Origin of the sequence: Flavobacterium sp. NRK1 (genome assembly GCF_024054175.1) — a bacterium.
GTDB lineage: Bacteria > Bacteroidota > Bacteroidia > Flavobacteriales > Flavobacteriaceae > Flavobacterium.
Genome location: NZ_JAMXLA010000001.1, coordinates 3,419,732 through 3,444,023, shown reverse-complemented (window position 1 = coordinate 3,444,023; position 24,292 = coordinate 3,419,732). Strand labels below are relative to the sequence as shown.

Annotated in this window: 9 protein-coding genes; 5 read left to right on the top strand and 4 right to left on the bottom strand. The window is 36.7% G+C overall.

Annotated elements, in window-relative coordinates:
• Window positions 1–129: 129 nt before the first annotated feature.
• The 4 genes from NHE85_RS15850 to NHE85_RS15835 all read right to left on the bottom strand — a co-directional run bounded on the left by NHE85_RS15850 (window position 130) and on the right by NHE85_RS15835 (window position 17,741).
• The gene (locus tag NHE85_RS15850) at window positions 130–7,944 is read right to left on the bottom strand and encodes a gliding motility-associated C-terminal domain-containing protein (RefSeq protein ID WP_252813114.1); all 7,815 of its coding nucleotides are present in this window, start codon (window positions 7,942–7,944) and stop codon (window positions 130–132) included.
• A gap of 237 nt (window positions 7,945–8,181) precedes the next feature.
• Window positions 8,182–9,738 carry a T9SS type A sorting domain-containing protein gene (locus NHE85_RS15845; protein WP_252813113.1) on the bottom strand — a complete coding sequence of 519 codons (1,557 nt, stop codon included), beginning with the start codon at window positions 9,736–9,738 and terminating at the stop codon, window positions 8,182–8,184.
• Window positions 9,739–9,915: 177 nt separating this feature from the next.
• The gene (locus NHE85_RS15840; RefSeq protein WP_252813112.1) at window positions 9,916–15,930 is read right to left on the bottom strand and encodes a choice-of-anchor J domain-containing protein; all 6,015 of its coding nucleotides are present in this window, start codon (window positions 15,928–15,930) and stop codon (window positions 9,916–9,918) included.
• A gap of 224 nt (window positions 15,931–16,154) precedes the next feature.
• Window positions 16,155–17,741, bottom strand: coding sequence for a tetratricopeptide repeat protein (locus NHE85_RS15835; RefSeq protein ID WP_252813111.1), 1,587 nt, complete (start codon window positions 17,739–17,741; stop codon window positions 16,155–16,157).
• Window positions 17,742–18,007: 266 nt separating this feature from the next.
• Between NHE85_RS15835 and NHE85_RS15830 the strand changes: the two genes are divergently transcribed.
• The 5 genes from NHE85_RS15830 (at window position 18,008) to NHE85_RS15810 (ending at window position 24,278) form a co-directional block, all read left to right on the top strand.
• The gene (locus NHE85_RS15830) at window positions 18,008–19,852 is read left to right on the top strand and encodes a cytochrome-c peroxidase (protein ID WP_252813110.1); all 1,845 of its coding nucleotides are present in this window, start codon (window positions 18,008–18,010) and stop codon (window positions 19,850–19,852) included.
• Window positions 19,853–20,033: 181 nt separating this feature from the next.
• Entirely contained in the window at window positions 20,034–22,445 is a 2,412-nt protein-coding gene (locus tag NHE85_RS15825) for an alkaline phosphatase PhoX (protein WP_252813109.1), read from the top strand.
• A gap of 61 nt (window positions 22,446–22,506) precedes the next feature.
• Window positions 22,507–23,412: a leucine-rich repeat domain-containing protein gene (locus NHE85_RS15820; RefSeq protein WP_252813108.1), complete on the top strand. Its 906-nt coding sequence runs from the start codon at window positions 22,507–22,509 to the stop codon at window positions 23,410–23,412.
• Between the two features lie 124 nt (window positions 23,413–23,536).
• Window positions 23,537–23,731 (top strand): hypothetical protein, encoded by a 195-nt coding sequence (locus tag NHE85_RS15815; RefSeq protein WP_252813107.1) that lies wholly within the window; start codon window positions 23,537–23,539, stop codon window positions 23,729–23,731.
• Window positions 23,724–24,278 carry a Smr/MutS family protein gene (locus NHE85_RS15810; protein ID WP_252813325.1) on the top strand — a complete coding sequence of 185 codons (555 nt, stop codon included), beginning with the start codon at window positions 23,724–23,726 and terminating at the stop codon, window positions 24,276–24,278. The genes NHE85_RS15815 and NHE85_RS15810 overlap by 8 nt, the downstream gene beginning before the upstream one ends.
• The last annotated feature ends 14 nt before the right edge of the window (window positions 24,279–24,292 follow it).

The following is a 24,292-nucleotide window of genomic DNA, read 5'->3' as shown; positions in this document are numbered from 1 at the left end:
TCTTTAAAAATATTTAAATAAATAAAATTATTCTCTAAATTTTCCAATGACCTATCAAAATAGACTAATTCAATTTTTATAAATCAAAAAAGGCTGCCAATGGGCAGCCTTTTTATCTTATTAAAGTAACTATTCCTGTCTGTTAATGTATATCCAGCCGGTGTCAGTTCCACCTGCAGAGCGCTCAATAACATAATAATAAGTACCTGTAGGCAGTTCGTCTCCGTTGCTGCCTTGTCCATGCCACTCATTAGTATAGTTTCCTTTAGTATAAACTTCTTGTCCGTAACGGTTAAAGATTGATAGTTTTTTAACCCCCATGTACTGAAGATCAAAATTATCGTTCATATTATCTCCGTTAGGCGATATACCTTTTTGTATTGTACATCCTATACCATCAACAATATATGATCTGGTAGTTTCACATCCATTGATAGTAACGGTAAGTACAAATTCCATAGGGAATATATCATCTTCAGGAGTACTGTTCACATAATCAGATACATTAAATGCATCCCTGTCAGTTCCTACAGAAGCACCTGTTGCTGTAGCCCATTCAAAAGTTACAGCAGAATTGTCATCAAAGCTTCCATTTTCAGGTGTTGCTGTAATAACAAATGCATTGCCCTGACATTCACCTTCAAGACCAAAATTAAATTCGCTTCCAATTGTAAATGTATAGCTATCCGATCCGCTACCAATACAGTTTACAGAATCTCCTGTAAATGTGTAAGTAACTGTATGCGTTCCGGATGTACTTGCAGCAACATTAACTACACCTGTTGCAGGATCAATTACAAGCCCGTTGGTACCACTAAATGTACCTCCGCTTGTAAAGTCTGCCGCAAGGTTAGGTGTTGCATCGGCTGCTCCATAACAGAAACTATTATCATAATCAAAATCAGTTACAGGGGTAAACACCTCGCTAATTTTTATAGTTTCGGTATGCGAACCTCCAGCAATACAATTTGGAACATCCTGATCTACTGTATAAGTTATTGTGTAGTCACCTGCAGTACTTGCAGCAACATCAATAACTCCTGTTGCAGGATCAATAACTAGCCCCGCATCTGCGGTAAATGTACCTCCAGCTGTAAAGCCTGCGTTAAAATTAGGAGTTTGGTTTCCTGCACCCTTACATACCATTGCATTATAAGAGAAGCCTGTTTCAGCAGGTGCAAGCGGCGTAATAGTTATTTGTGTAGTAGAGGAATGACCAATGTTACATACAGCAGGGCTAGGAGCTACTGTATAAGTAACCGTGTATGTTCCCGGAGTACTTGCATTAAGATTTATTTCTCCGGTTGAAGGATTAATAACTAATCCTGCACCAGCAGAATAAACACCGCCTGTTACAAATCCTGCAGAAGGAACAACTACCGGGTTAGTATCTTCAACACAAACACTGCTTACATTAAATGTAAAATCAGTTTGAGGAACAACAGAAGCATTAATTGTAACTACAATTTCTGCTCTTGGGCTTTCACATGAATATGCAGAAACCTGACTTACATAATAATGTAATTCACCTGCTGCAGAAGTATCAGGCGTTGGAGCTGTTGTTGATGCAGTTCCGCCTGTTGCAACTGTATACCAGTTTAGTGTATTACCCGCAAGAGCATTGGCTACAAGAGGTGTTGCCACCGTGTCTTCACAATATTCTATCGCTGTAACCGGCACTGCAGGCATACCCGGAATTTCGTGAACTGTAACAGTAATTGGTACTCTTGCGCTTTCACAATTAAGTGCAGATTGCTGAGACACATAATATACTGTAACGCCACTTAGAGATGTATCGGGTGTTGGCGCTGTAGTATCAGCAGTACCTCCTGTTGCTACAGTGTACCAGTTAATAGTATGATTGGCAAGTGGTGTGGCTGTTAAAGGTACAGCAGTTTCACCAACACAATAATCAACAGTAGCAACAACTACAGGTTCTGCTACATTTCCATTATCATAAGTTACTTCTATGGTGCTGCTGCAATACTGTGTAGTCCAGTCAAATCTGTACGTACCGCTTGCAGTAAAGCCACTAATGGTAGTTGTGTTACTTTCTGCATCTGCAATTACCGTTTCTCCAGGATTATCAGCATGAGCACTCCATTCTCCCGAACCTGATGCTACAACAGTAGTTGTATTATCGATACAGGTTAAAGCACTTGGGGTTACTGAAAGTACACCATTATCTGCTGTAAACTCAATAGCATCAAGGAAGTTACCAACACTGCCATCTCCATTATATGTAGATGCAGACTGGAATATAAAACGTGTTACAGGCTGTGATGCCGGAGTTGTATATGTTCCTGTATAAACCTGCCATCCTGTATTAGGTGTTGTTGCATCGGTTACTTCTATATATGGCCCTCCCGGAGGTCCCGCCAATAGTTTACAACTATCTGTACCCATTCTTCCTCTGTGAGCAAAACTGTATGTGAAAGTTGTACTTTGCGGCGTAGAATAATCCTGGTAAAGACCGGAAACTAAATTGGCGTTTAGTTCTACGAACTGATTGCCATCATAGGCAGGTACTCCTTCATAGTTTGGAGTTGGCCAGAATTCCATAATCTCATCAGATGCAGTTGTTCTCCATCCTTGTACAGTATTATGATTAACCATTGCCGGATATGGTGACGGAGGTACAACCGGAACCGGAACCGGATTCTCAAAACTATAATTAATAGTAGTTACTGTACATGCACTCTGATTAACAGAAGCAGGTGGTGGCGGAGTATTAATACAAACTTTAAATGATGTATTTAAATCGGCCGGAGTTTTATTTATATATAGTCTTACTTTGTATGTAGCGCCCGGCATTAGGTTTTTGGCAACTAATACATTGGTACTACTACAATCAACCTGTAAAAGTGATCCGCACTGCTCTCCCTGATATAATGCAATTACTATAGGAGATGGTGTACCTATTGCGGCAAATTCTGAAAGTTCGATATTATGTATCTCTGAAGTAGCTACAAATTCAAACCAAATATCTGCTCCGTTTACACCACCACATTCAAATGGTTGTGGAGATGCTGTTGCACCAAGGTAAGAAGTTACACTAAAAGATTCACAATCATGATCAACAGGGTTTACAGTAAGTGTGTATGCACCTGTACATTCGTCATTTGCAATTGCTGTTTTAAACGAATAAGGCCCTGCCCATTTGCTCTTATCATCTGTATCACAAACAGATCTTACATAATAAAAGTAATTTGTTGACGGCTGAAGTGCAGGCGTTGTATAAACAAGAGGATTAGAAGAAGCTTCTACACCTATACTTTCATTTGTAGGTGCTGGCTGACCAGCAGGGATCACATAAACTTCCCATGCAGTTGCACTTCCCGTTTCTGTCCAGTTAAAAGTAGCTCCTGTTTCTGTTATGTCAGCTACATCTAAAGCTGTAGGTTTAGGACATGTAATAATAGAAAAATCTATATTATCTATAGCTCCCGGAGGCTGTGTTCCGGTAAATGTATTATTTACCCACTCAAATACTAAACGGATATTAGTACCTGCAAAAGCAGTACCGTCTAATATATAGCTTGCGGTTGTCCAGTTTCCATTATTGTAAAGTGTTCCGCCTATTGTTTCTCTTTCACCCGCAGCAGCAGTTATTTGTGTACCAGGTGTAGGAACAAAGGTAGTAGGTACACGCCATACTCTTATAAAGTCAGAACCAAAGGTTTCACCCATATTTTTCCAGTCAAAAGTAAAATCTATATCTCCTGCAGTAGCCGGGATGATAAGGTCTTTATAAGCATGTACTACAGATCCTGCTGAAATATTATAATTATTAGTTTCGCCAGATGTGTTACTAATATATAACGATTTACCCGGACTGTTGCTGGTAGCAGTACCTACAACCCATTTATTAGTCTGGTTACCGTTTGTTATTGTCCAGCCATATGTATTATCATCAAAATTTTGAGTGTAATTAACCGGAGACGCTACTTGTGGTGTATTAAACTCTAATGGGCCTATCCATAAACTTGTATCACCGGGTCCGCAATTATCTCTTACCCAGAAGTAAAAGTTAGAAGAATCAGGAAGCCCTGAAAGCGTTACTGCCGGAGTAGGCACATTGCCTGAAGGCGTTGTAGTAGCAGAAGGAGGTGTAAGTGATGTTGTATAATAATAATCATACGTTGGTGTTACTGAAGTAGGTGGGGTCCATGAGAATGATACACCTATTGCATTATTAGAAGTCATAGCCAGGTTTGATGGCACAGGACAGGTAATTTTAGACAAACTAATATTATCTATTGCTGCCGGTGGCTGAGTACCGCTAAAAGCAGAATTTCTCCATTCAAATATCAGCCTTCTTGTCTGACCCTGATATGCACTGGCATCAAAAGTGATATTTTCAGTAAGCCATACAGAATTCTCATAATATGTTGTTCCACTAAGTCTTACACGTCCTGTAGCCGTATCGGCAGTAATTTGTGTTCCTGTTGTAGGATTAAAATCTACAGGAACTAACCATACGGTAAAATAATCATCAAAAGACTGGCCAACATTTCTCCAGTCAAAAGACAATAAAGCATCATCTATGGCTGCAGGGAAAGTAATATCTCTATAAGCATGCACTATTGATGCTGATGTAACTGTATAGCCGTTGTTTACTCCGTTATCATTAGATATATATAATGAGTTAGAAGGACTTTTGCTAACAGCACTGCCAACTACCCATTTATTTGCCTGTGTACCATTTACAAGTTGCCATTCATGCGCACCATTATCAAAATTCTGCGTATAATCCATAGCCGCAGGTATTTGAGGGGTTATAAAACTCAAGGGACCAATCCAGTAGCTTTTATCTGTTGTACTACAACTGCTTCTAACCCATATATAATGTTGAGTAGAAGTAGGAAGATCACTCACTGTAACTGTAGCAGGTGTAGTGCTGCCTGTTGCCGTAGTAGTAGCTGTAGGCGGAGTAGTATCTGTAGATATATAGTACTCATACCCAGGTGCTCCTGAAACCGGAGCTGTCCATGTAAAAGTAGCTTCAGTCTGGCTTAAAGCCGTTAAAGCTAAATTTGACGGCTGAGGACAAGTAATTACTTTAAAGTTAATATTGTCAATCGCTGCGGGTGCCTGAGCTCCTGTTGCGGTATTATTTCTCCATTCAAATACTAATCTTCTCACAGTACCTGCAAAAGTTGATGCCTGTATTACATTACTAAATGTTGTCCAGTCTGTATTTTGCATAAAGTTACCGCCAATCTGTATGCGTCCCTGTGCAGTATTAGCAGTTATTTGCGTCCCGGGATTAAGTACATAATCTGTTGGTACAAGCCATACTCTAAAATAATCAATGTTATTTTCGCCATTATTTTTCCAGTCAAAACTAAGTTCTACCTGGTCTAATGTTGCCGGCATTTGTATATCTCTGTAAGCCTGAACTACAGATCCAGCATTGATATTATAAGTATTTGTTGCACCATTATCTTCTGTAATATATAATGAACTAGAGGCACTGTTGCTTGTAGCCGTACCTACAGCCCATTTATTTACCTGCGTTCCATTATTTAAAGCCCATCCATGTGGCCCTAAATCAAAATTTTGGGTATAATCCATAGCAGCAGGAATCTGAGGAGCTACGAAAGCTAATGGACCGGCCCAAGTACTTGTATCACCAGGCCCGCAATTTGCCCTTACCCAGAAATAATATGAATTTGACGGGGTTAAAGAAATTGTTGCACTGGTTGTGTTGGAAGTACCTGTTGGTGTAGTAGCATCATTTGGTGCTGTTTGGGTAGTACCTAAATAATAATCATATTGTGATGCAGCAGGGGTAGGAGCAGTCCAGTTTACAGTTACCTCATTACTTGTAAGCGTATTTGCTGCAATTACAGGTGCTGTTGGAGCCGGACATGTTATAATAGAAAAATTAATATTATCTATAGCGGCCGGAGGCTGGGCTCCCCCAGAAGTATCATTTCTCCATTGAAATACAAGCCTCATGGTTGTATTAGCGTATGCAGAAGCATCTATAACTCCATTAAATGTAGTCCAGGCAGGACCCATATTTAAATCACCGCCGATTTTTTTATTTGTGGCCGATTCTGTTATCTGTGTACCGGTTGTAGGTGTAAATGTTACAGGAACAAGAAATACCTTTATAAAATCCCATCCACTTTCTCCTATTGTTTTCCAGTCAAAAGACAAATTAAGCTGGTTTACACCTGTAGGAATCTGTATATCTCTGTAAGCATGTACCACAGACTGAGCATTTGTTGTATAAGCATTTGTTACGCCATTATCGTTACTGATATATAATGACTGAGAACCACCATTACTGGTAGCACTGCCAATATACCATTTGTTAACCTGGCCTGCATTGCTTAACGTCCATCCTGAAGGTGTTGTTTCCCAGTCCTGAGTATAATTAAGAGTAGCAGGTATTTGGGTTGTGCTGAAAGTAAATGGCCCTGACCATATACTATAATTTCCATCTCCACAATTAGCCCTAACATAATATTCATAACTGCTTGCCGGTGTAAATGCTACTCCTGCAGCTGTTTGTGTTACAGTTACATTAGTATTTAAAGTTACATTTTGGCCGTTTCCAAGCGGTATTCCTGCACCTACATCCTGCACTGCTATCTGCCAGGCTGTTGCAGTACCTGCTGCCCACGATAAATCGGCAGACGTTGCTGTTGGATTGCCTGCAGCCAGACCGGTAGGAGCATCGCAAAATACTTGTTGTATTGTTAATGTATAAGCGGTTGAAGGCGCAGAAGAGTTACTTGATATAACTATATAAATAGTGTTATTTGCAGTAACTGCTAAAGAAGGCACAACGATTGGTGTTGAATTTCCTGTACCACCTGCTATACACGTGTTGCCAATATCGGCACAATTTTCATATACAAACATTCCTGATCCTGTACCATTATTGGTTAGGCTAATGTTAATATTTCCGTCTGCAGTAGGGGTGTAGGCATAAACCACATCATTACCCGAAAGATATGATGATGTTGTGCTGCATCCTGTAGAGCCGGGTGAACCATTATAGTTGTCTGCAAAGTTTACGGTGTTGTTGGTAGTTGTAAAAGGTAGAGAGCTTATAACTAACGGATCGCTGCAGCTTTCACCGAGTGCAGCAGTTTCAAAAAATACAGGGCCAATAGCTTCACTAGTACCCAAATCGCTACATATAGCTTTTATATATATCTTGTAGCTTGTATCGGGCAAAAGTCCTGATTTTGTAAAAGGAGGCTGTCCGTTATAAATTTCTCCATTTCCTGTAGGTGCTGCATAATCGGGAATTATTTCTATATTCCAGGATACTGCTCCGCCTGTATTTATCCAGTCAATGTCAATGGAATCCAGAGTAGGATTAGAGGCTAAAATAGTTGCCGGTGCAAAACATTGCGATACAGCTTTTACATCATCAATCAGCCATCTATCCATATTATTACCTTCCATAACAAAAGCAATATGAACAGATCCTGAAATTGCAGGTAATGTAATAACTTTTTCAATATAATCTGTTTGTACAGGATTTAAGCTGGTTTCAGTCCAGGTTTGCAAGTCAGTGTAACTGGCAAGGTTAGAAGGATCTGAATCAGTCGAAATTTTTACTTTATAAATACCGCCCTGATCGCCAGGAGTTGTAAGTCTTGAGTAAAAACGTAATATACCATTGGTAGGCATATTAAAATAAGGTGTAATAAGCCAGTCTTTAGGAGCAGGATTGTTAGGTCCAACGTTCTCCTTATTTAAGTAAGCAGCATAATCTCCTGTATTTGGCGGAGTTGTACTGCTGCCGGCAGTGCTTCTGACCCATGTTACAGCAGGGCCCACTTCGTTGATAACTGTCCATCCGGGAGGCGCTGCAGGAGTGCCTGTCCAAGCGTCTTCAAAACTCTCCGGAGCGAGCTGAGAATAACCGCAAATTGACAGTAATGACACGAAGATCAGTAGTGTAAATTTTTTCATAAAAAATAGTTAATATTAGGTTTAAGTTTTAAAACTAAACAAAAAACACCTAGGTTAAGAAAAACCCTATATCTAATTATTGAGAATTAATTAAAAAAAACAAAATGAATTCAAAATGTTATATGTTTAACTATTGTAAGTATTTTTTTAATCTTTTTTATTTATTATCTGAATATTAAAAAAAACAGGCTTCTGAAATACTTCAAAAACCTGTGTAAAGTGAATTAAATTAAATAGTTATTTTTTAATGAATTTTTTAGATTTGAATTTATCGCTTTTTATATAATATATTCCTGAAGATAAATCTGAAATATCTATTATTTCTGAAGTTATACCAGTAAGGTTTTTAACAGTCTGGCCCAGAGAATTTACAATCTCTATGCTTTTATTATTTTCTATACCAGTTAAAATAATTCCACTCGAAGCAGGATTAGGATAAACTGTAATTTCCTTAGCTTCATGATCGTTAAAACCTAAAATTTCCATAGTAATTTTTGCAAAGAAGGGATATGAAGTAAACTCTTCGCCTTCATGCTCTATATTGTCGAAAGTTCCGTTGCCATAACCTACACCTGTCACAAATATGTTCCCTTCGGAACTAATAGTTATTCCATCCATCCTGTCTTCGGAATCTCCTCCGGCGGTTTTGGCAAATAGCACATCTCCATCGGAATTATATTTTACAATTAGCGCATCTGAAGAAAATGAATTTGTTGAAGTTGTTATATCATTACCCCAGTTTACAGTGCCGGCTGTATTGCCTGTAAAATATAGGTTACCTTCTGAATCAAGATTTAAAAAATTTCGTGAACCGGGGTTTGCCTTTCCACTTCCTAATGCTTCCTTTACCCACTGATAAGTACCTTCTGAATTTAGTTTGGCAATAAATATATCTTCAAATCCTCCCGCAGGACCCTCTATTTCAATATTATCAAAATTATTGGAAGTAAAAAGATAAGAGCTGAAATATATTTCATCGGGTGTGCGTACTACTACATGCGGCTCAGGGCAGGTTATATCCTCAACATATTTAATCCATTGAAAATTACCCTGAGGAGAATATTTTACAAGATAAGTATTGTATTGCAGGTCAGTAGGAGCTTCTGTGCCCCCATACTTAGCATTTATCGAGGCACAAGCCCCTGCAGCATAAATATTACCCTCTGTATCTACAGCAGTTGACGTTAACCTGTTTGCGTTTTGTTGTTCAATTGTGAGTAATTCAATACCTAATGGTGAATATTTTGTAATGTAGGAATACATATAATTATCATAACCTGCATAAATATTATCTTCTGCATCTATAGCTATTGCCCTAAAATCCTGCACATATCCTAAATCAAATGCATCAATATGCAATTCCTTAAACCAAAGCAAATTTCCATTACTATCCATTTTTACCAATACATGTTTTATTTCATCACCAAGTATTGAAAAATCGGTATCATCTATTGTCATGTTTTCTGTGTATGCTAATGCCAATATTATATTACCCTGAGCATCGGATACCATATTATATGCTGCACACTTTCCCGTAAATGTTTTGGAGAAAATAACATCTCCACCAGAACTATATTTAGTATAGTATAAATTGCCCATTATATCATTTAATAATACAGGACTGTCTTTAAAACCTGTTAAATAAATATTTCCTTCAGGATCTGACGCAGAAATATATGCTGTATTCTGAAGATTTATACCTGCGGGTATTTCCGGAACTTTAAGCCACTCAAAAGTCTGTCCCTGGGTTGCAATACCAAATAATAATGATAAGGATAAAATAATTTTTTTCATTTTTTGATTGATTTTTCAACAAAGTTATTTATCTGTTGATTTTCAAAAGAATAAAAAAAGTTTTTGTGTGTATCTATTTAGAATTTGATTGATTTGACTGAGTATTTGCAGAACAAAAAAACCGCCTAAATTACTTAGGCGGTTTAAGTTTATTAAAGTTTATAATCTTAATCAGGTTTATTCCTGTCTGTTAATATAGATCCAGCCGGTATTAGTTTCACCACTTATACGTTCTATCATATAAAAATACGTACCTGTAGGTAATTCATCGCCCTTGTTGGTTTGTCCATTCCACTCTTTTTTGTAATTGCTTTTCGTATAAACCTCCTGGCCATAACGGTTAAATATACTCAGTTTTTTTACATTAAGAGTTGTAAGATCAAATTCATCATTTTTACCATCACCATTTGGTGAGATACCTCTTTGAATATCGCAGCTGGTATCCGCTACAATGAATGAATCTTCACCTACACATCCCTCAGGAGTAGATACAGTTACAAAATATTCTCCTATGGCGGGAACTGCAAATTCCCGTTTGTCAGAAGTAAATCCGTTAGGGCCTGTCCAGGCATAAGAAGCAGAGTCGATATTGAAAGAGCCATTGTCATCAATAACGCTTAACATGTAAACATTATCATCACAGCCCTCCTCAAACAGAAGAGCAATAGCATTTGGATCCTGTATTATTTCAACATTCTCAGTATGTGTACAGTTATTTACTGTTACTGTAAGTGTATATATTCCAAATTCTGATCCTGTAATACTTTTTCCTCCTTCAATGTCAACACCATTTAAAGCCCATGCATACTCTGCATCATTCATATCAAAGTTAGCATCAATAATTTCGATAATAACATTATCAGCAGAACAAGCCTCATATGGCCCTCCTAAACTAAATGCAGGTGTAGGAGTAATAGTAACTATAAATGAATTTTCATCATTACAGGCTGGTGTAGTTGTTGTTTGAGCATACACAAATATTTCCTGTGTGGAAGTAATTACATCTCCTTCTATAAGCATTGTTCCTGTACCACCTGTCTGGGTATAGTAATTATTGCCAGGACTAAGTGCCGGCAGCATATAACTATCACAAGCTTCAATATCAGCAGGAGCATCGGCAATAGGAGCAGGGATTGCAGTAACTTTTACTGCAGCTGTACTTGTGCAGCCGGTATCGCCTACCGTAACTTCATAAACCCCTTCCGTATCTGCTTCTATAGCAGGAGTAGTATCCGCTAAAGCATCTCCATTCAGTGTCCAGGTAAAAGTAACATCTTCAATATTAAAGTTTATAGGGGTCACAACTATTGCTGCACTATTTCCTTCACAAATTGAAAAATCTTCTGTAATAGTAAACTGCGGAGTTAAATCTTCTGCATTTATAGTAAAAGATTTTATTGCATAACAAAGGTTACTGTTATCCTGTATTCTTACATACAAAGTTTGTGTAAACTGAGTTACATTTGTATATGGATTATTTATAGCTCTGGTATTATTTGCCGCTTCATCAGATGTTAAATGATAGCTAATTGTATAATCAGCCGGATTTAAGCCTTCCAATATTAATACCGTATTTTGAGAAAGGTCAAATTCTGCAAAGCCATCTGCATCACAAACAGTAAGATCTGTTGGGTTTCCGGTAGCATCTGCTACAGATGGATAAAATTCTACCACAATACTGTCTTCTCTTAAGCAGTTGTAGCCTATTATATTTGCACTAACTTTATAGTTACCCGGTTGGCTAACTACTAAATCCTGACCAGTTTCTCCATCTATAACATTATCATTTAAACTCCATTCAATTTCAAAAACTGAAGGATCTAAATCCGTATGTAATGTAGCAGTCTGACCTTCACAGATAGCATTGTTAGTTGATACAAGTAAATCTTCTCCAAGATCAACGCTGCCTTCGCCGCTACCATTTATACCCGCTTTAATAAATACTCCTGAATCTAAGTTATTATCAGTTTCTGCAATTGCTATTTTCAGGTGATAGGGCTGATTTACCTGTACATCTGCGGTAGCTGTCATTACCACTGTTTGTCCGTCAAAAGCAGTACTTGATAAATCATTATTTCCAAAAACATTGTATTTATCAAAATAGTCAAGATTATAACCAGGACAGAAATTAGGATAGCCCGCACCACTAATACTAAATACAGATATAGGAGTCTGCGTTCCCGGAATTACCGCTATATTTTGTGTATTACCATTTGAATCTGTTAGTAATACTGCAAAAGTATCATAACTATAGCACTGTATAAGATCACCATATTCTTCAGATGCAAAAATAAAATCAAAACTGAATGTAGGCTGCGATGGTACAAAATCAAATTCTATAACCGATGCATTTGTATTATCCTGGAATGGCGGCGCGCCAAGCATACCTTCCATAACATTATATACATCTGTATCACCTAACCATACTGCCGATCCCTGCTCCATACCTCTATAGTTAGGTCCCGGAACTTTTAATACATCTCCGGTTGTCATTACGATTCCTTCAGCGAATGGAAAACCAGAGCCATTTTGATTAAAATATCCTATACCATTAGGATTATCTCCAAATATATTATCAGGATCGGGATAATTTGTTCCTGTAGACCATGTAATATTACTAACCTGCGCGCAATCTCCATTAAATAGAACATCTGTAACCAATTGTTCTACTGTATATTGATCTGTGTTTACAGCAATAGGTGTAACAGGTACCTTAATACAAACTTTAAACGTAGTTGTTTGGTTTGTAGTAGCCTCTGCACTAAATATTCTCACTTTATATGTTGTACCAACAGTTAAGTTTTCAAGAAGTGTTGTAGATGCCTCTATACCATATTCAGAATAAGCAGTCATACAGTCACCAATTTGCGTTAAGTTGTCACAATCATCACCCTCATAAATAATATACATAAGGTATGGGGCACCCTGAGTGATATCTATAAGAGATAGTGTGTGAAGTGAAGAGGTAGCTGTAAATTCAAACCAAACATCATCATCTGCACTTGTCCAGTCTCCGCAAGGATTTTGCTGTGATGATTCTGTAGCTCCATTAAGTGTTCCGCTTGCATAAACATCACAAACAGGGCCTACATTTACCGGTATTGTTTTAGCTGTGTCGCAGTTATCATTTGAAATAAGCGTGGCAAAAACAACCTTATCCGACGCTAAACTGGATTCAGTAGCACTACATACTGCTTTTACAGTAATTTCATAAGGTGTACCTGAATCTATAGGTGTACCATCGGGCAATTCGGTAATTGTAAATGGCAGGCTTGTAACTGATATACCTGTAGCAGGCACCTCTTCTCCCTGAATATTTATTAATAATTCCCATTCTGTTTCTGTACCGCCTGCTTGCCAGGTAACTTCGGCTGATGTCTGTGTAATATTACTTACTTCAACATATAGCGGTTCCGGACATGAAGGTATAGGTTCTACAATTACATTATCAATGTATAGATCTGATCCGAATTCATAAGTTGAGGATACATGCCATGCTAAATAAACCGGACCTGTATATGCTTCCAGTGAAATTACTTTTATTAAGTACTCTTCGTTAGTATAAGCTGTTTCGGGTAATAGTACTTCCGTAAAGCTGCTAAGATCACTATTTGTAGTAGATAATAATAATCTAAAACCTGTCTGGCCATTATTGGCATCGCTTATTTTATAATGAAATTTAAGTCTTTCATTACCTGTAAGATTTATTGCCGGGGAAATCAGCCATTCATCATTTGCAGGATTGCCGACATAAATTGAGGCTGCTTCATCGCCTTCAAATGCAACATTATCAGACATATTCCATTCTGCCCAGTCTCCGTTGTTATTTACAACTTTCCAGCACTGTTCAGTAGCTGAGTCACTATTAAATCCTTCTGTAAATGGAGTGTCAAATGCATCACATTTGGTTGTGAAATAATAAGGTCCCTGCCATATACTCTTACTCGCAGAGCTGCATACCGAGCGAACATATACTGCCTGAAGTGTATTTGAATTCAGATTAGTTGCATTATACATTGTACTGTTCCATGGAGTTCCTGTTGTAGATGCTCCCGGAGTACCTACTACATCTGCTTGCCCAACTATGATTTCCCATTGCGATTCATTATTACCCGCAGTCCATTCTATATGCGCTGAGTTATTAGAAATGTCGTTTACAACTATGTCCGAAGGCTCTGCACAGTCCGGCATAGTCTCTACAATAATGTTGTCGATCATTAACTCATAGCCTCCGTTAAAACCTGCAGGAACATACCATGCAAAATATACAGGCCCAGCCGGTAGATTAGTTAAATTAATTATTTTTTCAGTAAAATTATCTACTCCATAGCTGGTTAAAGGCGATAGCTCTATAGTAAAATCTTCAGGAGCATTTCCTGTAGTTGAAGCCATTACCTTAAACGCTATTGCACCATATTGCTGCGTTTTATAGAAAAATCTAAGACGCTCATTACCTGTAAGTAATATTGCAGGAGATATTAGCATATCATCATTTTCGGATGTTGACCCTACATCAAATTTAGCAGACTGATCCCCTTCATAGGAATCATACGTAAAGTCCATATCCCATACTACCTCGTCATTATTGTTATCTGCTATATTCCAGCAGAACTGTGAGGTTGAATTTGAATTAAAACCTTCGGTATATGGAACAGTAAATGATGCGCATAATGTATTGAATACTAAAGGGCCTGCCCAGCTGCTAAAAGTTCCATCACCACAATTTGCACGTACATAAAATTCATATTGCGTACTTGGGTTAAGTGATGTTACTGTTATAGGATTAGTGGTAGCAGTAAGGCCGGATCCCATCGGTAATCCTGAACCTACAGGCTGTATTATATATTGCCATGATGATGATGAAGACTCCCACCCCAGAGTAATACCATCATTAGTGGGATTTGTTGCCGTTAAATCAGAAGGCTTATCACAAAATTCCTGTTGAATATTAAGTGTAAATCCGGTTGTTTGTGCAAACCAGGTAGATATTACAATATAATAAGTAGTACCCGCTGTAACATTCATATTTGGTATATTAAGGTCGGGTGCCGGAGTCTCATACTCATTAACAGTACCTGCAAAGCAATTTGTACCAATATCATTACAAGAAGTATATATAAATATACCTGCATAAGCTTCTGTAATACCTGTTACATTAATGCTTATTATACCATCTTGTGTAGGTGTAAATGCATATGTAATATCATTTCCATCCAAATAACTTGAAAATGAAGGTGTACCGCATCCTCCGTTATTTCCTTGATAAACGTCAAAATAATTGGCAGTATTATCTGTAGAACTATAGGGTAGCGATGTGATTATTTTAGGAGTCTGACAATTGTCTCCGGGTTTAAAAGTAGTAAAGTTATAAGCACCTACCCATTCGCTTTCTCCACCATCATCACAAAGCGCCCTTACAAGAAAGTTATATTGCGTTCCCGGATTAAGGTTTGTTGCCGTATAAGGCAGAGCTCCATTATAAGTGATCCCTGTTCCTGTAGCAGGAGTTCCTTCTTCTTTAATTTCTATTTCCCATTCTGTAGCCCCTGAAGGATTATCCCAGCTTAAATCTGCAGTAGTAGTTGTAATATTTGCGGCAGAAAGGTTTTCTGGTGCAACACATAGCGATATCACTCTCACGTCATCAATAAGCCATCTGTCTCCATTATCACTTAGTATAACAAAAGCAATGCGCACATTTGTTCCTTCGTATTCTGCAGGAATTTCTACAGTAACTTTTGTATAATCTGTTTGTACAGGATTAATTTCAAGCTCTGTCCAGGACTGGAGTTCAATATAATTGGTTATATCATCTGCATCTGCACCTGCCGGTAATAGTTTAACCTTATAAATGCTTCCCTGATCGCCAACCTGTATGAGTCGTGAATAAAACTCAACCCGCCCATTTACAGGAGCATTAAATAAAGGCGTTACTAAGTAATCTTCAGGAATTCCTGTACTTACATTTTGAGGCTGCATATAAGCAGCATATTGGCCTGTATGCGGAGGTGTAGGATCAAAATTTAATGTTGTTTGTACCCATTGTGTATTTGTGCCAATATCATTCTGGAGAATTTTCCAGTTGGCAGGTCCCTGTCCCGGAGTCCAGCTCTCAAAACTCTCGAGAGGCAGCTGTGCATAGCTGCTTAATGAAAAAAGCAATGCAATTAAAAAGAGTGAGATTTTTTTCATACCGTTTCCCTTTTTTTGATGATTAATAATTAGTAGTTTATGTGTGTAGTAAATTTTGAGTTTGGCCGAGGCGAAAATTTAAGCTGAATTTCATCTTCATAAATTTTATCGCTTATGTTACTGAGCACAACATTAACAAAAATTTCACGCAATATTTAAAATGCGCATAACAATCGAATAGGAAACAGTACGACAATTAGTCGAAAAAGTAAGACATGTATATATTATAGTGTTGATATATAATCATATAGGCTTAAATTTTCAGGAAGTTCCATTTTAATTGCCAAACGGTCTTTTCTCTTTCTGCAGGCCTCTACTGTAATATTAAGGATAGAGGCAATCTCCTTAATACTCAGGTTCATATAAATATAAGCTATAAATCTTACATCATTAGCTGTAAGGGTGGGGTGGAGTGTTTTTAAGCGGGTAAGAAAGCCATGATTTACCTCTTCAAAATGAGTTATGAAACTATCCCATTCTTCATCTGTTTTAAGATGATTTTTAAGGGATCTTATCTGATTGGCTAGCGACAGATCTTTAGATAATTTAGGTTTCTTGGATAAAGATGTAAGTATTTCTTCTATCAACTGATTCCTGTCAGACAGATAAAGCGCTTTGGCCGATAATTTTCTGTTGCGGGCTTCAATTTCATTTTTAAGTCGCTCCTGTTCTAAAAGCGCATTAGTTTCATTTTCCCTGAATTGTTTTTCTAAAAGTAAATTATCGTTTTTTTCTTTTTCAAGTTCAAGTGCTATAATTCTTTGATTGCGCTCTGCAATCAATTTCTTTTGTCTTAAAATAAAAACTGTTCCTGTTAATACAGCTATAAATATCGCCAGTAACGAGTATATTATTTTACGTTCTGCAGCAACTTTTTCTTCTTTAATTGCCAGTTGATTTTTATAATCCTGCATTTCAAACTTAACACGGCTGTTTTCAAATAGTCTGCCGCTTCTTATTTCGTTAAGCTTTTTATCAGTTTCAATAATTGAGTCTTTGTAGCGAAGTGCTTTTTCTAATGATTTGGTTTTAATATAAATTTCTATAAGATGCTCAAATAATCTTTTTTTTGTTTCAAAGTCTGGTTTTTTTTCTTTTAATATTTTTTCGGCTGTTAAAGCGGCATTCGTATAATCTTTTTCCTGTATGTAGCTTCGTACTACCAATTCCTGAAGCGGAATACCTATATCATTATAACTAACATCTTCTTTATTGAGCATTAATTTTTGTACTTCTTCACGGGCAAGTTTATTTTTGCCTTCTAAAAGATCGCTTTCTGCAATAATCATATCAGCGGCTACTACAGATCTGGGCCAGTGCTTTTTAAGATTTGGCATTGCTTCTGCTATATATGCTTTTGCTTTTAAAGGATTATTTAAAATATTCTCAATATTGGCAAGGTTGACAAGATAAATACCAAGGCTCTTGTAATTCTCATCTTTAGCTGTTTTATAAGCTTTAAAATAATATTCCTGTGCTTTTTTATAATTTTTATCTCCGGTATAAAGAGTAGCAATATTATTTAAGGCAATCATTTCATATTCAGGCCCCAGATCTTTTATAGAAAGATTATAAGCCTCAAGATAATAGTTCAGGGCTTCGCCATAATCCATCATTGCAAGGTAATTAGAGCCTGTATAGAGCGTTGCATAAAATAACTGCTTATTCCATCGGTTTTTTTCTGCAATAGATCTTGCGGTTGATAATAACTCCAGCGACTTAACGTGATTTTTATTGTGCCTGGCTTCCTGGCCTTTTTTTATAAGTGAGTCGCAGTAGGTTTTAGTTTGGGCATTTATATATAGTGGCATTAAAGCCAATAATAGTATAAATACTAATTTAGTTATATGTTTTTTGTTATGATGCATGTATGGTAAGAGACATTTTTGGAACTAAATTTCATTCAAATATACTTAATAAGTATGGTGCTTTAAAAATTTTAAAAAAGTTACCCGGAAGTTTTATTTGAGGCGGTTTCCATCAATTTATTTTAATCATTACTTAATGTGCACTTAACCTGTTGCCCTTTATGCTTTGTTAAGTTTGCGGAATTTAAGCTTAATAAGCAATACTATCTATGTTTGTAAATTACAATAAAATAAAGTTCTTTATTATTACTGCTATTGTTATGATAGCAGCAGCTATGTCTTTTTCATTTTCTTCAACAGCTAATTACGAAGTTTTACCAGCAGTAATAAATAAGTATACTTTTAATTTTAAAGAAGCGGCAGCTAACCTTGATAAAGCTGCTGAAGATTTTAGACAGGAAAAGATAAGTCTGGATTCATTGCAAAAAGTTTTAACTGATACGAGGATAAGTTATAAAAAGATAGAATTTTACCTTGCATTTCATTATGCAGATTATGTAAAAGAACATATAAACGGAGCACCATTGCTGCATATTGAAAAAGCAGGCACAAGTCCTGTTGTATTAACTCCTGAGGGGCTTCAGGTATTAGATGAACTTGTTTTTTCTGAAGAGGCTTCTGAAGAAAAAGTACAGATATCTGCATTGGCAAAACAGCTTAGTTCTAATTATAAATTACTCTTTGCCAGCCTTAATTCAAAAAATACAGGTAAAGGTAATATTGCTGCTATGAGAATACAGTTGGTTAGGATTTACTCATTAGGGCTTACAGGATTTGATACTCCGGGATCACTTAATGCTATACCCGAAGCTATTGCTTCTCTTGAAGGTATGAAAAGCTATTTGGCAGAAAACTATTCTAATGAAAAGCCTAATGATATTTTGCAGTTATTTGATGAGACTCTAAACTATCTTAAGGTAAATAATACGTTTGATACACTCGACAGGCTTGAAATATTAAAGAAATACATTGATCCTATATATAATAAACTGGGTAATATTGAAATAGGGGCAGAGCCGGAATTTCTTATGGAGACCAGTGCCTGGAATCCTTCAAGCACCTCAATATTTGGTAATAACTTTCTTAATCCATACTTTTTTACTGATTTAAAAGAAGAGGACGATAGTGAAGAACTTCGGGCTTTAGGAGAAGCTTTATTTTATGATCCTATAATAAGTGGGAACGGCAATATGAGTTGCGCTTCATGTCATCAGCCCGAGAAAGGATTTGCCGACGGTATTACAAAATCATTAAGTAATGTTCAGGGGAAAACAGTATTGCGCAATGCGCCTACACTTGTAAATGCTGTATATGCAGATCGCTTTTTTTATGATCTTCGTGCATTCACGCTTGAACAACAGGCTGAACATGTAATTTTTAATCCTGATGAATTTAATACGGCATATAGTTCTATATTAAAGAAACTGGCTCAAAGTAAGAAATACATCAAACAGTTTAAAGAAGTATATGGCAAGGGTGAAGTTACACGTGAAAAATTTTCTAAAGCATTGGCATCCTATGTACTATCATTACGATCTTTCAATAGCCCTTTCGATAAATATGTAAGAGGTGAGTCAGATCAGTTGAGTGAGGATGTGAAAAACGGATTTAATCTTTTTATGGGTAAAGCCAATTGTGCTACCTGTCATTTTGCTCCGACATTTACAGGACTGGTACCGCCATTATATAGTGAAAATGAAAGTGAAATATTAGGTGTATTAGCCGATCCTGATACAAAATCGCCAAAACTTGATTCAGATGAAGGACGCTGGGCAAATTCTATTTTAAATGAATATGCCTGGATTTATGAAAAATCGTTTAAAACGAGTACTGTAAGAAACGCAGGCCTTACAGCACCTTATTTTCATAATGGTGCTTATAAAACTCTTGATCAGGTTATAGATTTTTATAATAATGGCGGAGGGGGCGGTTTAGGGCTTAATGTTATTAATCAGACATTATCTCTCGATCCATTAAATCTAACGGAAAAAGAAAAAAATGAGTTGATTGCATTTATAAACTCATTGAATGATGTTCCTCATAAAAAGAAATAAATCTACTGAATTAGAAAAACCGGGTTTTATACCCGGTTTTTTTATCTGATAATATGTAAACAATAACTTAAGATTTGCTTAAAATTTAAAGGTATAGTTAATCTAAACTTAAGCCTTACTTCAGATACAGGCAACCTGCCGGGCCTACTTTTGTCCTACATAACAAAAACTAATTAACATTATGAAAAAACGTTTACTAATTGTAAGTCTTTTGCTTTCAGGTGCAATTTATGCCCAGGAAGGAATTTTTCCTGTAGCAAAAGGATCTCAATGGATGTATCTTGATAACGGTACAAGCCAAGATGATACTGACTGGAACATGCCTGCCGGTGCTAATACCGGATGGAATTCAGGTATTGCACCTCTTGGATACGGAGACCCTGCCGCAACAGTAATATCTTTTGGGCCTGATTCCGGAAATAAATACATTACTTCTTATTTTTATAAAGATATTGATGTAAATCCTTCATCTCTTACAGAGTTTGTAGAATTTGGACTAAGAAGAGACGACGGTGCTATAGTGTATGTAAACGGTGTTGAGGTTTACAGAGATAATATGCCTGCAGAACCTACTACATACTTAACTTTCTCTTCGAGCATTGTAGATGGTGCTGATGAAAAAAGATTCTTTATTCATAAAGTTCCTAAAACTGTTTTCCAGACAGGTATTAACAGGATTGCAGTAGAAGTGCATAATCGTGACGGATCCAGCTCTGATATAGGTTTTGACCTTTATATCAAAAACACAAACAATGATCTTGTTGTAAATTGTGATGAAGAACATATAGGTTGTTTTACATCTATCAATCCAACAGCTCAGTTAGACCATCTTATCATAGCTCCGGAACACCGTTTCCAGGTGCTTTTTAAAGAAGGTTCTGCTTACATGACAGGAGGAGGAATTGTTCCGGGTAATAATGACTTTACGGCTTATCTTCCTATAGAAGGCAGCAGCGCAGCAGGTCATCTTTCAGTTAATCAGGAAAATACTCCTGGTGGCGTTTCAATGTTAAACATTCACCTGGATGAAGAACAGAAACTTTGGGTTGTAGATAATTCTCAAATGGTTGATATGTATAATACTGACCTTGTAACTACTTCAAGAAACTGTTCGGGAGGTATTACGCCTTGGGGTACCGTAATTACTACTGAAGAAGATTCAGGTTCAGGAGATACCAACGGAGATGGTTATGAAGACCTTGGATGGTTTGTGGAAATTGATCCTACTACTGCTTCTGTTATGGAATACGGTAATAACAAACAGGAAAAACTTTGGGCTCTTGGAAGAATGAACCACGAGAATATTGTAATAACTGCTGATGGTACTACGGCTTATTATGGTGAAGATGGAGGTACTCATTGTGTTTACAAATTTGTAGCTGATACTCCTAATAATTTTACTGCGGGTAAAGTATATGTACTTAAAATGGATTTAGCTTTATCTAACGATGAGCCTAGTTCTGCTACTGCTACATGGGTACTGGTACCTAATACTACTCAGGCAGACCGTAACAATCTTCGTACAGTTGCTTCTAACCTTGGAGGTACAAACTTTAACGGAGTTGAAGATTGTGAGATCAGCCCGCTTGATGGTAAAATATACTTTACAAGTAAAGGTAAAAACCGTGTATATCGTTTTAAAGATAACGGAAGCACTATCTCTGAATTTGAAACATTCGTTGGAGGTATGAACTATAACATTGAAACTGCAAATGGTACAGTGAACGAGCCTTGGGCTGATGGTAATGATAACCTTACTTTTGATGATAAGGGTAACCTTTGGGTACTTCAGGATGGTGGATTAAATTATATTTGGGTAATCCGTCCGGATCATACACAAAGTAATCCTAATGTGAAGTTATTTGCTTCTATGCCAGCTGGTTCAGAGCCTACAGGTTTAACATTTACTCCTGACTTTAAATATGGTTTCTTCTCTGTACAGCACCCTAACGGTAATAATGCTGCACAACAGGACGCAACATTTGGAGATGTAACTTTTAATGCATCTACTACTATAGTATTTGCTCTTGATAAAGATCTTGGTGCTCATACTCCAATGGCTGACTTTACTGCTGATATTACTACAGTAAATCAGGGGGAAACAGTAACGTTTACTGATATGAGTACAAACAACCCAACAAGCTGGATGTGGACATTTGAAGGTGGTGAGCCTCCAACTTCTACTGAAGAATCTCCTGTAGTAACTTATGCTGAGCCTGGTACTTATAATGTTACTCTTGTTACGTCTAATGCTGCAGGTACAAGTGAAGCAGCAGATAAAACAGATTATATTGTAGTAGAAGAAGTTTTAGGTACAGATATGCCTAACCAGTTAAAAGGCATGGTAAGTCTTTATCCTAACCCTACAGACGGTATTGTTACTGTTGAAATAAATGGTGAAGCAGGAAACAATGTTTCTGTAGAAGTATTTGACATGCTTGGAAGAAAAGTTTCTGAAACTAAAGGACAGTCTATAGGAGGCAATCAGAAATTAGATATTAATCTTGCTTCTGCAGCCGGTGACCAGGTGTTTATTGTTCGTGTGCATGTAGGTGACAAAACCGGTACTTACAAACTGCTTAAAAAGAACTAAATAGTTAAGTTAATTTTTTTAGGGCCGGTATGTTCATATCGGTCCTTTTTTAATTTTTATTATGATTAAAAATTCAATTTTGTTTTTAGGTGTCCTATTTGCTATTAACAGCTACGCTCAAAATGCAAATCCTTTAAAAGAGCCTGTTTATTATAGCATAACAGATGCTCTGGCAGCAAAAAACGTGACCCAGCTAAACTTGCGTGACAGGCATTACTTTAACCTTCCGGAAGAGCTTAATAATTTAAAAGGGTTACATTTTATAAACCTCATGGGAAATAATCTGGCAATTTGGGATGATGTATTGTTTAATCAGACTAAACTTGAAGTTATTAATATGCAGGGAAATAATTTAAAATATATTTCAAAAAAAATCTCAATTTTCAAATCACTTATAAATTTAAATCTTTCCGATAATGAAATTACAGGAGTTCCGGATGAGATTGAAAAACTAAAAAAATTAAAATATCTGTATTTATCAGAGAACATGCTCACTTCTGTTCCGGGAAGCATTGGTAAATGCAGTGATTTGGAAGTTTTAGCATTAAATAATAATCAGTTAAGCTATTTACCACAGGATATTACCGGGCTAAAAAAACTCAAAACCCTGCATTTGGGAAGAAACCAGTTTAATGAATTTGATGCAGAATGGATAAAACTATTATCCTTGCAGGAGCTAAATCTGGAGTATAATCAGTTACTAAATATCCCGGAAACAATAGCGTCCCTTAGAGAACTAAAATCTCTAATTGCAGATCACAATAAACTTTCGGCAGTACCTATAGACATTAGCAAACTTACAAATCTTGAATTGCTATCATTGTCACATAATAATATTAAAAGTTTACCAAGCCAGATATCTGCAATGACAGGCCTAAAAACACTAATACTTACAGGAAATCCTATATCTGAACAGGAAAGGGAAGTTATTAAAAAAGCATTGCCCGGTTGCAATGTTTATTTTTAATCGGATAGATTTTATAATTTATTTAAACCTCCTGGCCGGAGGTTTTTTGTTTTAGAGTTTAATGAGTTAGCCAGAAAGTATATATTTGCAAATTAGCACAAGCTATAATTAAATTATTATTTATATGAAAACTATTTATATAGTTTTATTTTTTGCCGCAGCTTTTGTTGCTTTATATGAACAATCTACAGGTCATCCTAATATGTTTATTATGATAAGCTGTATAGTCATTTTTATGATGGGAATGATGAAACTTATGTCTAAAGTTCCGAGTAAAAATCAGGGAGATAACAACGAAGAAAATCACAATGATGTTTAAGATAGGTGATGAGGTTACAGTATTAGATGACTCTTTCAGCGGCCGCGTAAAAGCATTTAAGGGCGGTAAAATTATTATTGAGACTAATGAAGGATTTGAACTTGCTTTTGAAGAAAAAGAGCTTGTTAAGAATCATAATTCAAATGAATTGAAATCACTTATTTCCCATCAAAGCGTAAATGCTGTTTTGAAGGAGAAAGAAGAACCCAGGAAACGAAGTTTTGTAAAAGAAAAAAAATCACGTAAAGATGATTTTGTTCTAGAAGTTGACCTGCATATAGAAAAGCTGGTGCCCAACAAACGAGGAATGTCTAATTATGATATATTAACCCTACAATCGGACACTGCCAAAAGACAACTTGAATTTGCTATAAAAAACAGAATGCAAAAAGTTGTATTTATCCATGGAGTAGGAGAGGGAGTATTAAAAGCAGAACTTGATTTTTTGCTTGGGCGCTATGAAGGAATAGATTTTAAAGATGCCGATTATCAAAAATACGGATTGGGTGCTACAGAAGTTTATATTAAGCAAAACCCAAACAGGTAAAATAAAAAATCCGG

Coding starts and splice junctions, on each gene's coding strand:
- NHE85_RS15850 (WP_252813114.1), bottom strand. CDS start 7,944: ATGAAAAAATTTACACTACTGATCTTCGTGTCATTACTGTCAATTTGC.
- NHE85_RS15845 (WP_252813113.1), bottom strand. CDS start 9,738: ATGAAAAAAATTATTTTATCCTTATCATTATTATTTGGTATTGCAACC.
- NHE85_RS15840 (WP_252813112.1), bottom strand. CDS start 15,930: ATGAAAAAAATCTCACTCTTTTTAATTGCATTGCTTTTTTCATTAAGC.
- NHE85_RS15835 (WP_252813111.1), bottom strand. CDS start 17,741: ATGCCACTATATATAAATGCCCAAACTAAAACCTACTGCGACTCACTT.
- NHE85_RS15830 (WP_252813110.1), top strand. CDS start 18,008: ATGTTTGTAAATTACAATAAAATAAAGTTCTTTATTATTACTGCTATT.
- NHE85_RS15825 (WP_252813109.1), top strand. CDS start 20,034: ATGAAAAAACGTTTACTAATTGTAAGTCTTTTGCTTTCAGGTGCAATT.
- NHE85_RS15820 (WP_252813108.1), top strand. CDS start 22,507: ATGATTAAAAATTCAATTTTGTTTTTAGGTGTCCTATTTGCTATTAAC.
- NHE85_RS15815 (WP_252813107.1), top strand. CDS start 23,537: ATGAAAACTATTTATATAGTTTTATTTTTTGCCGCAGCTTTTGTTGCT.
- NHE85_RS15810 (WP_252813325.1), top strand. CDS start 23,724: ATGTTTAAGATAGGTGATGAGGTTACAGTATTAGATGACTCTTTCAGC.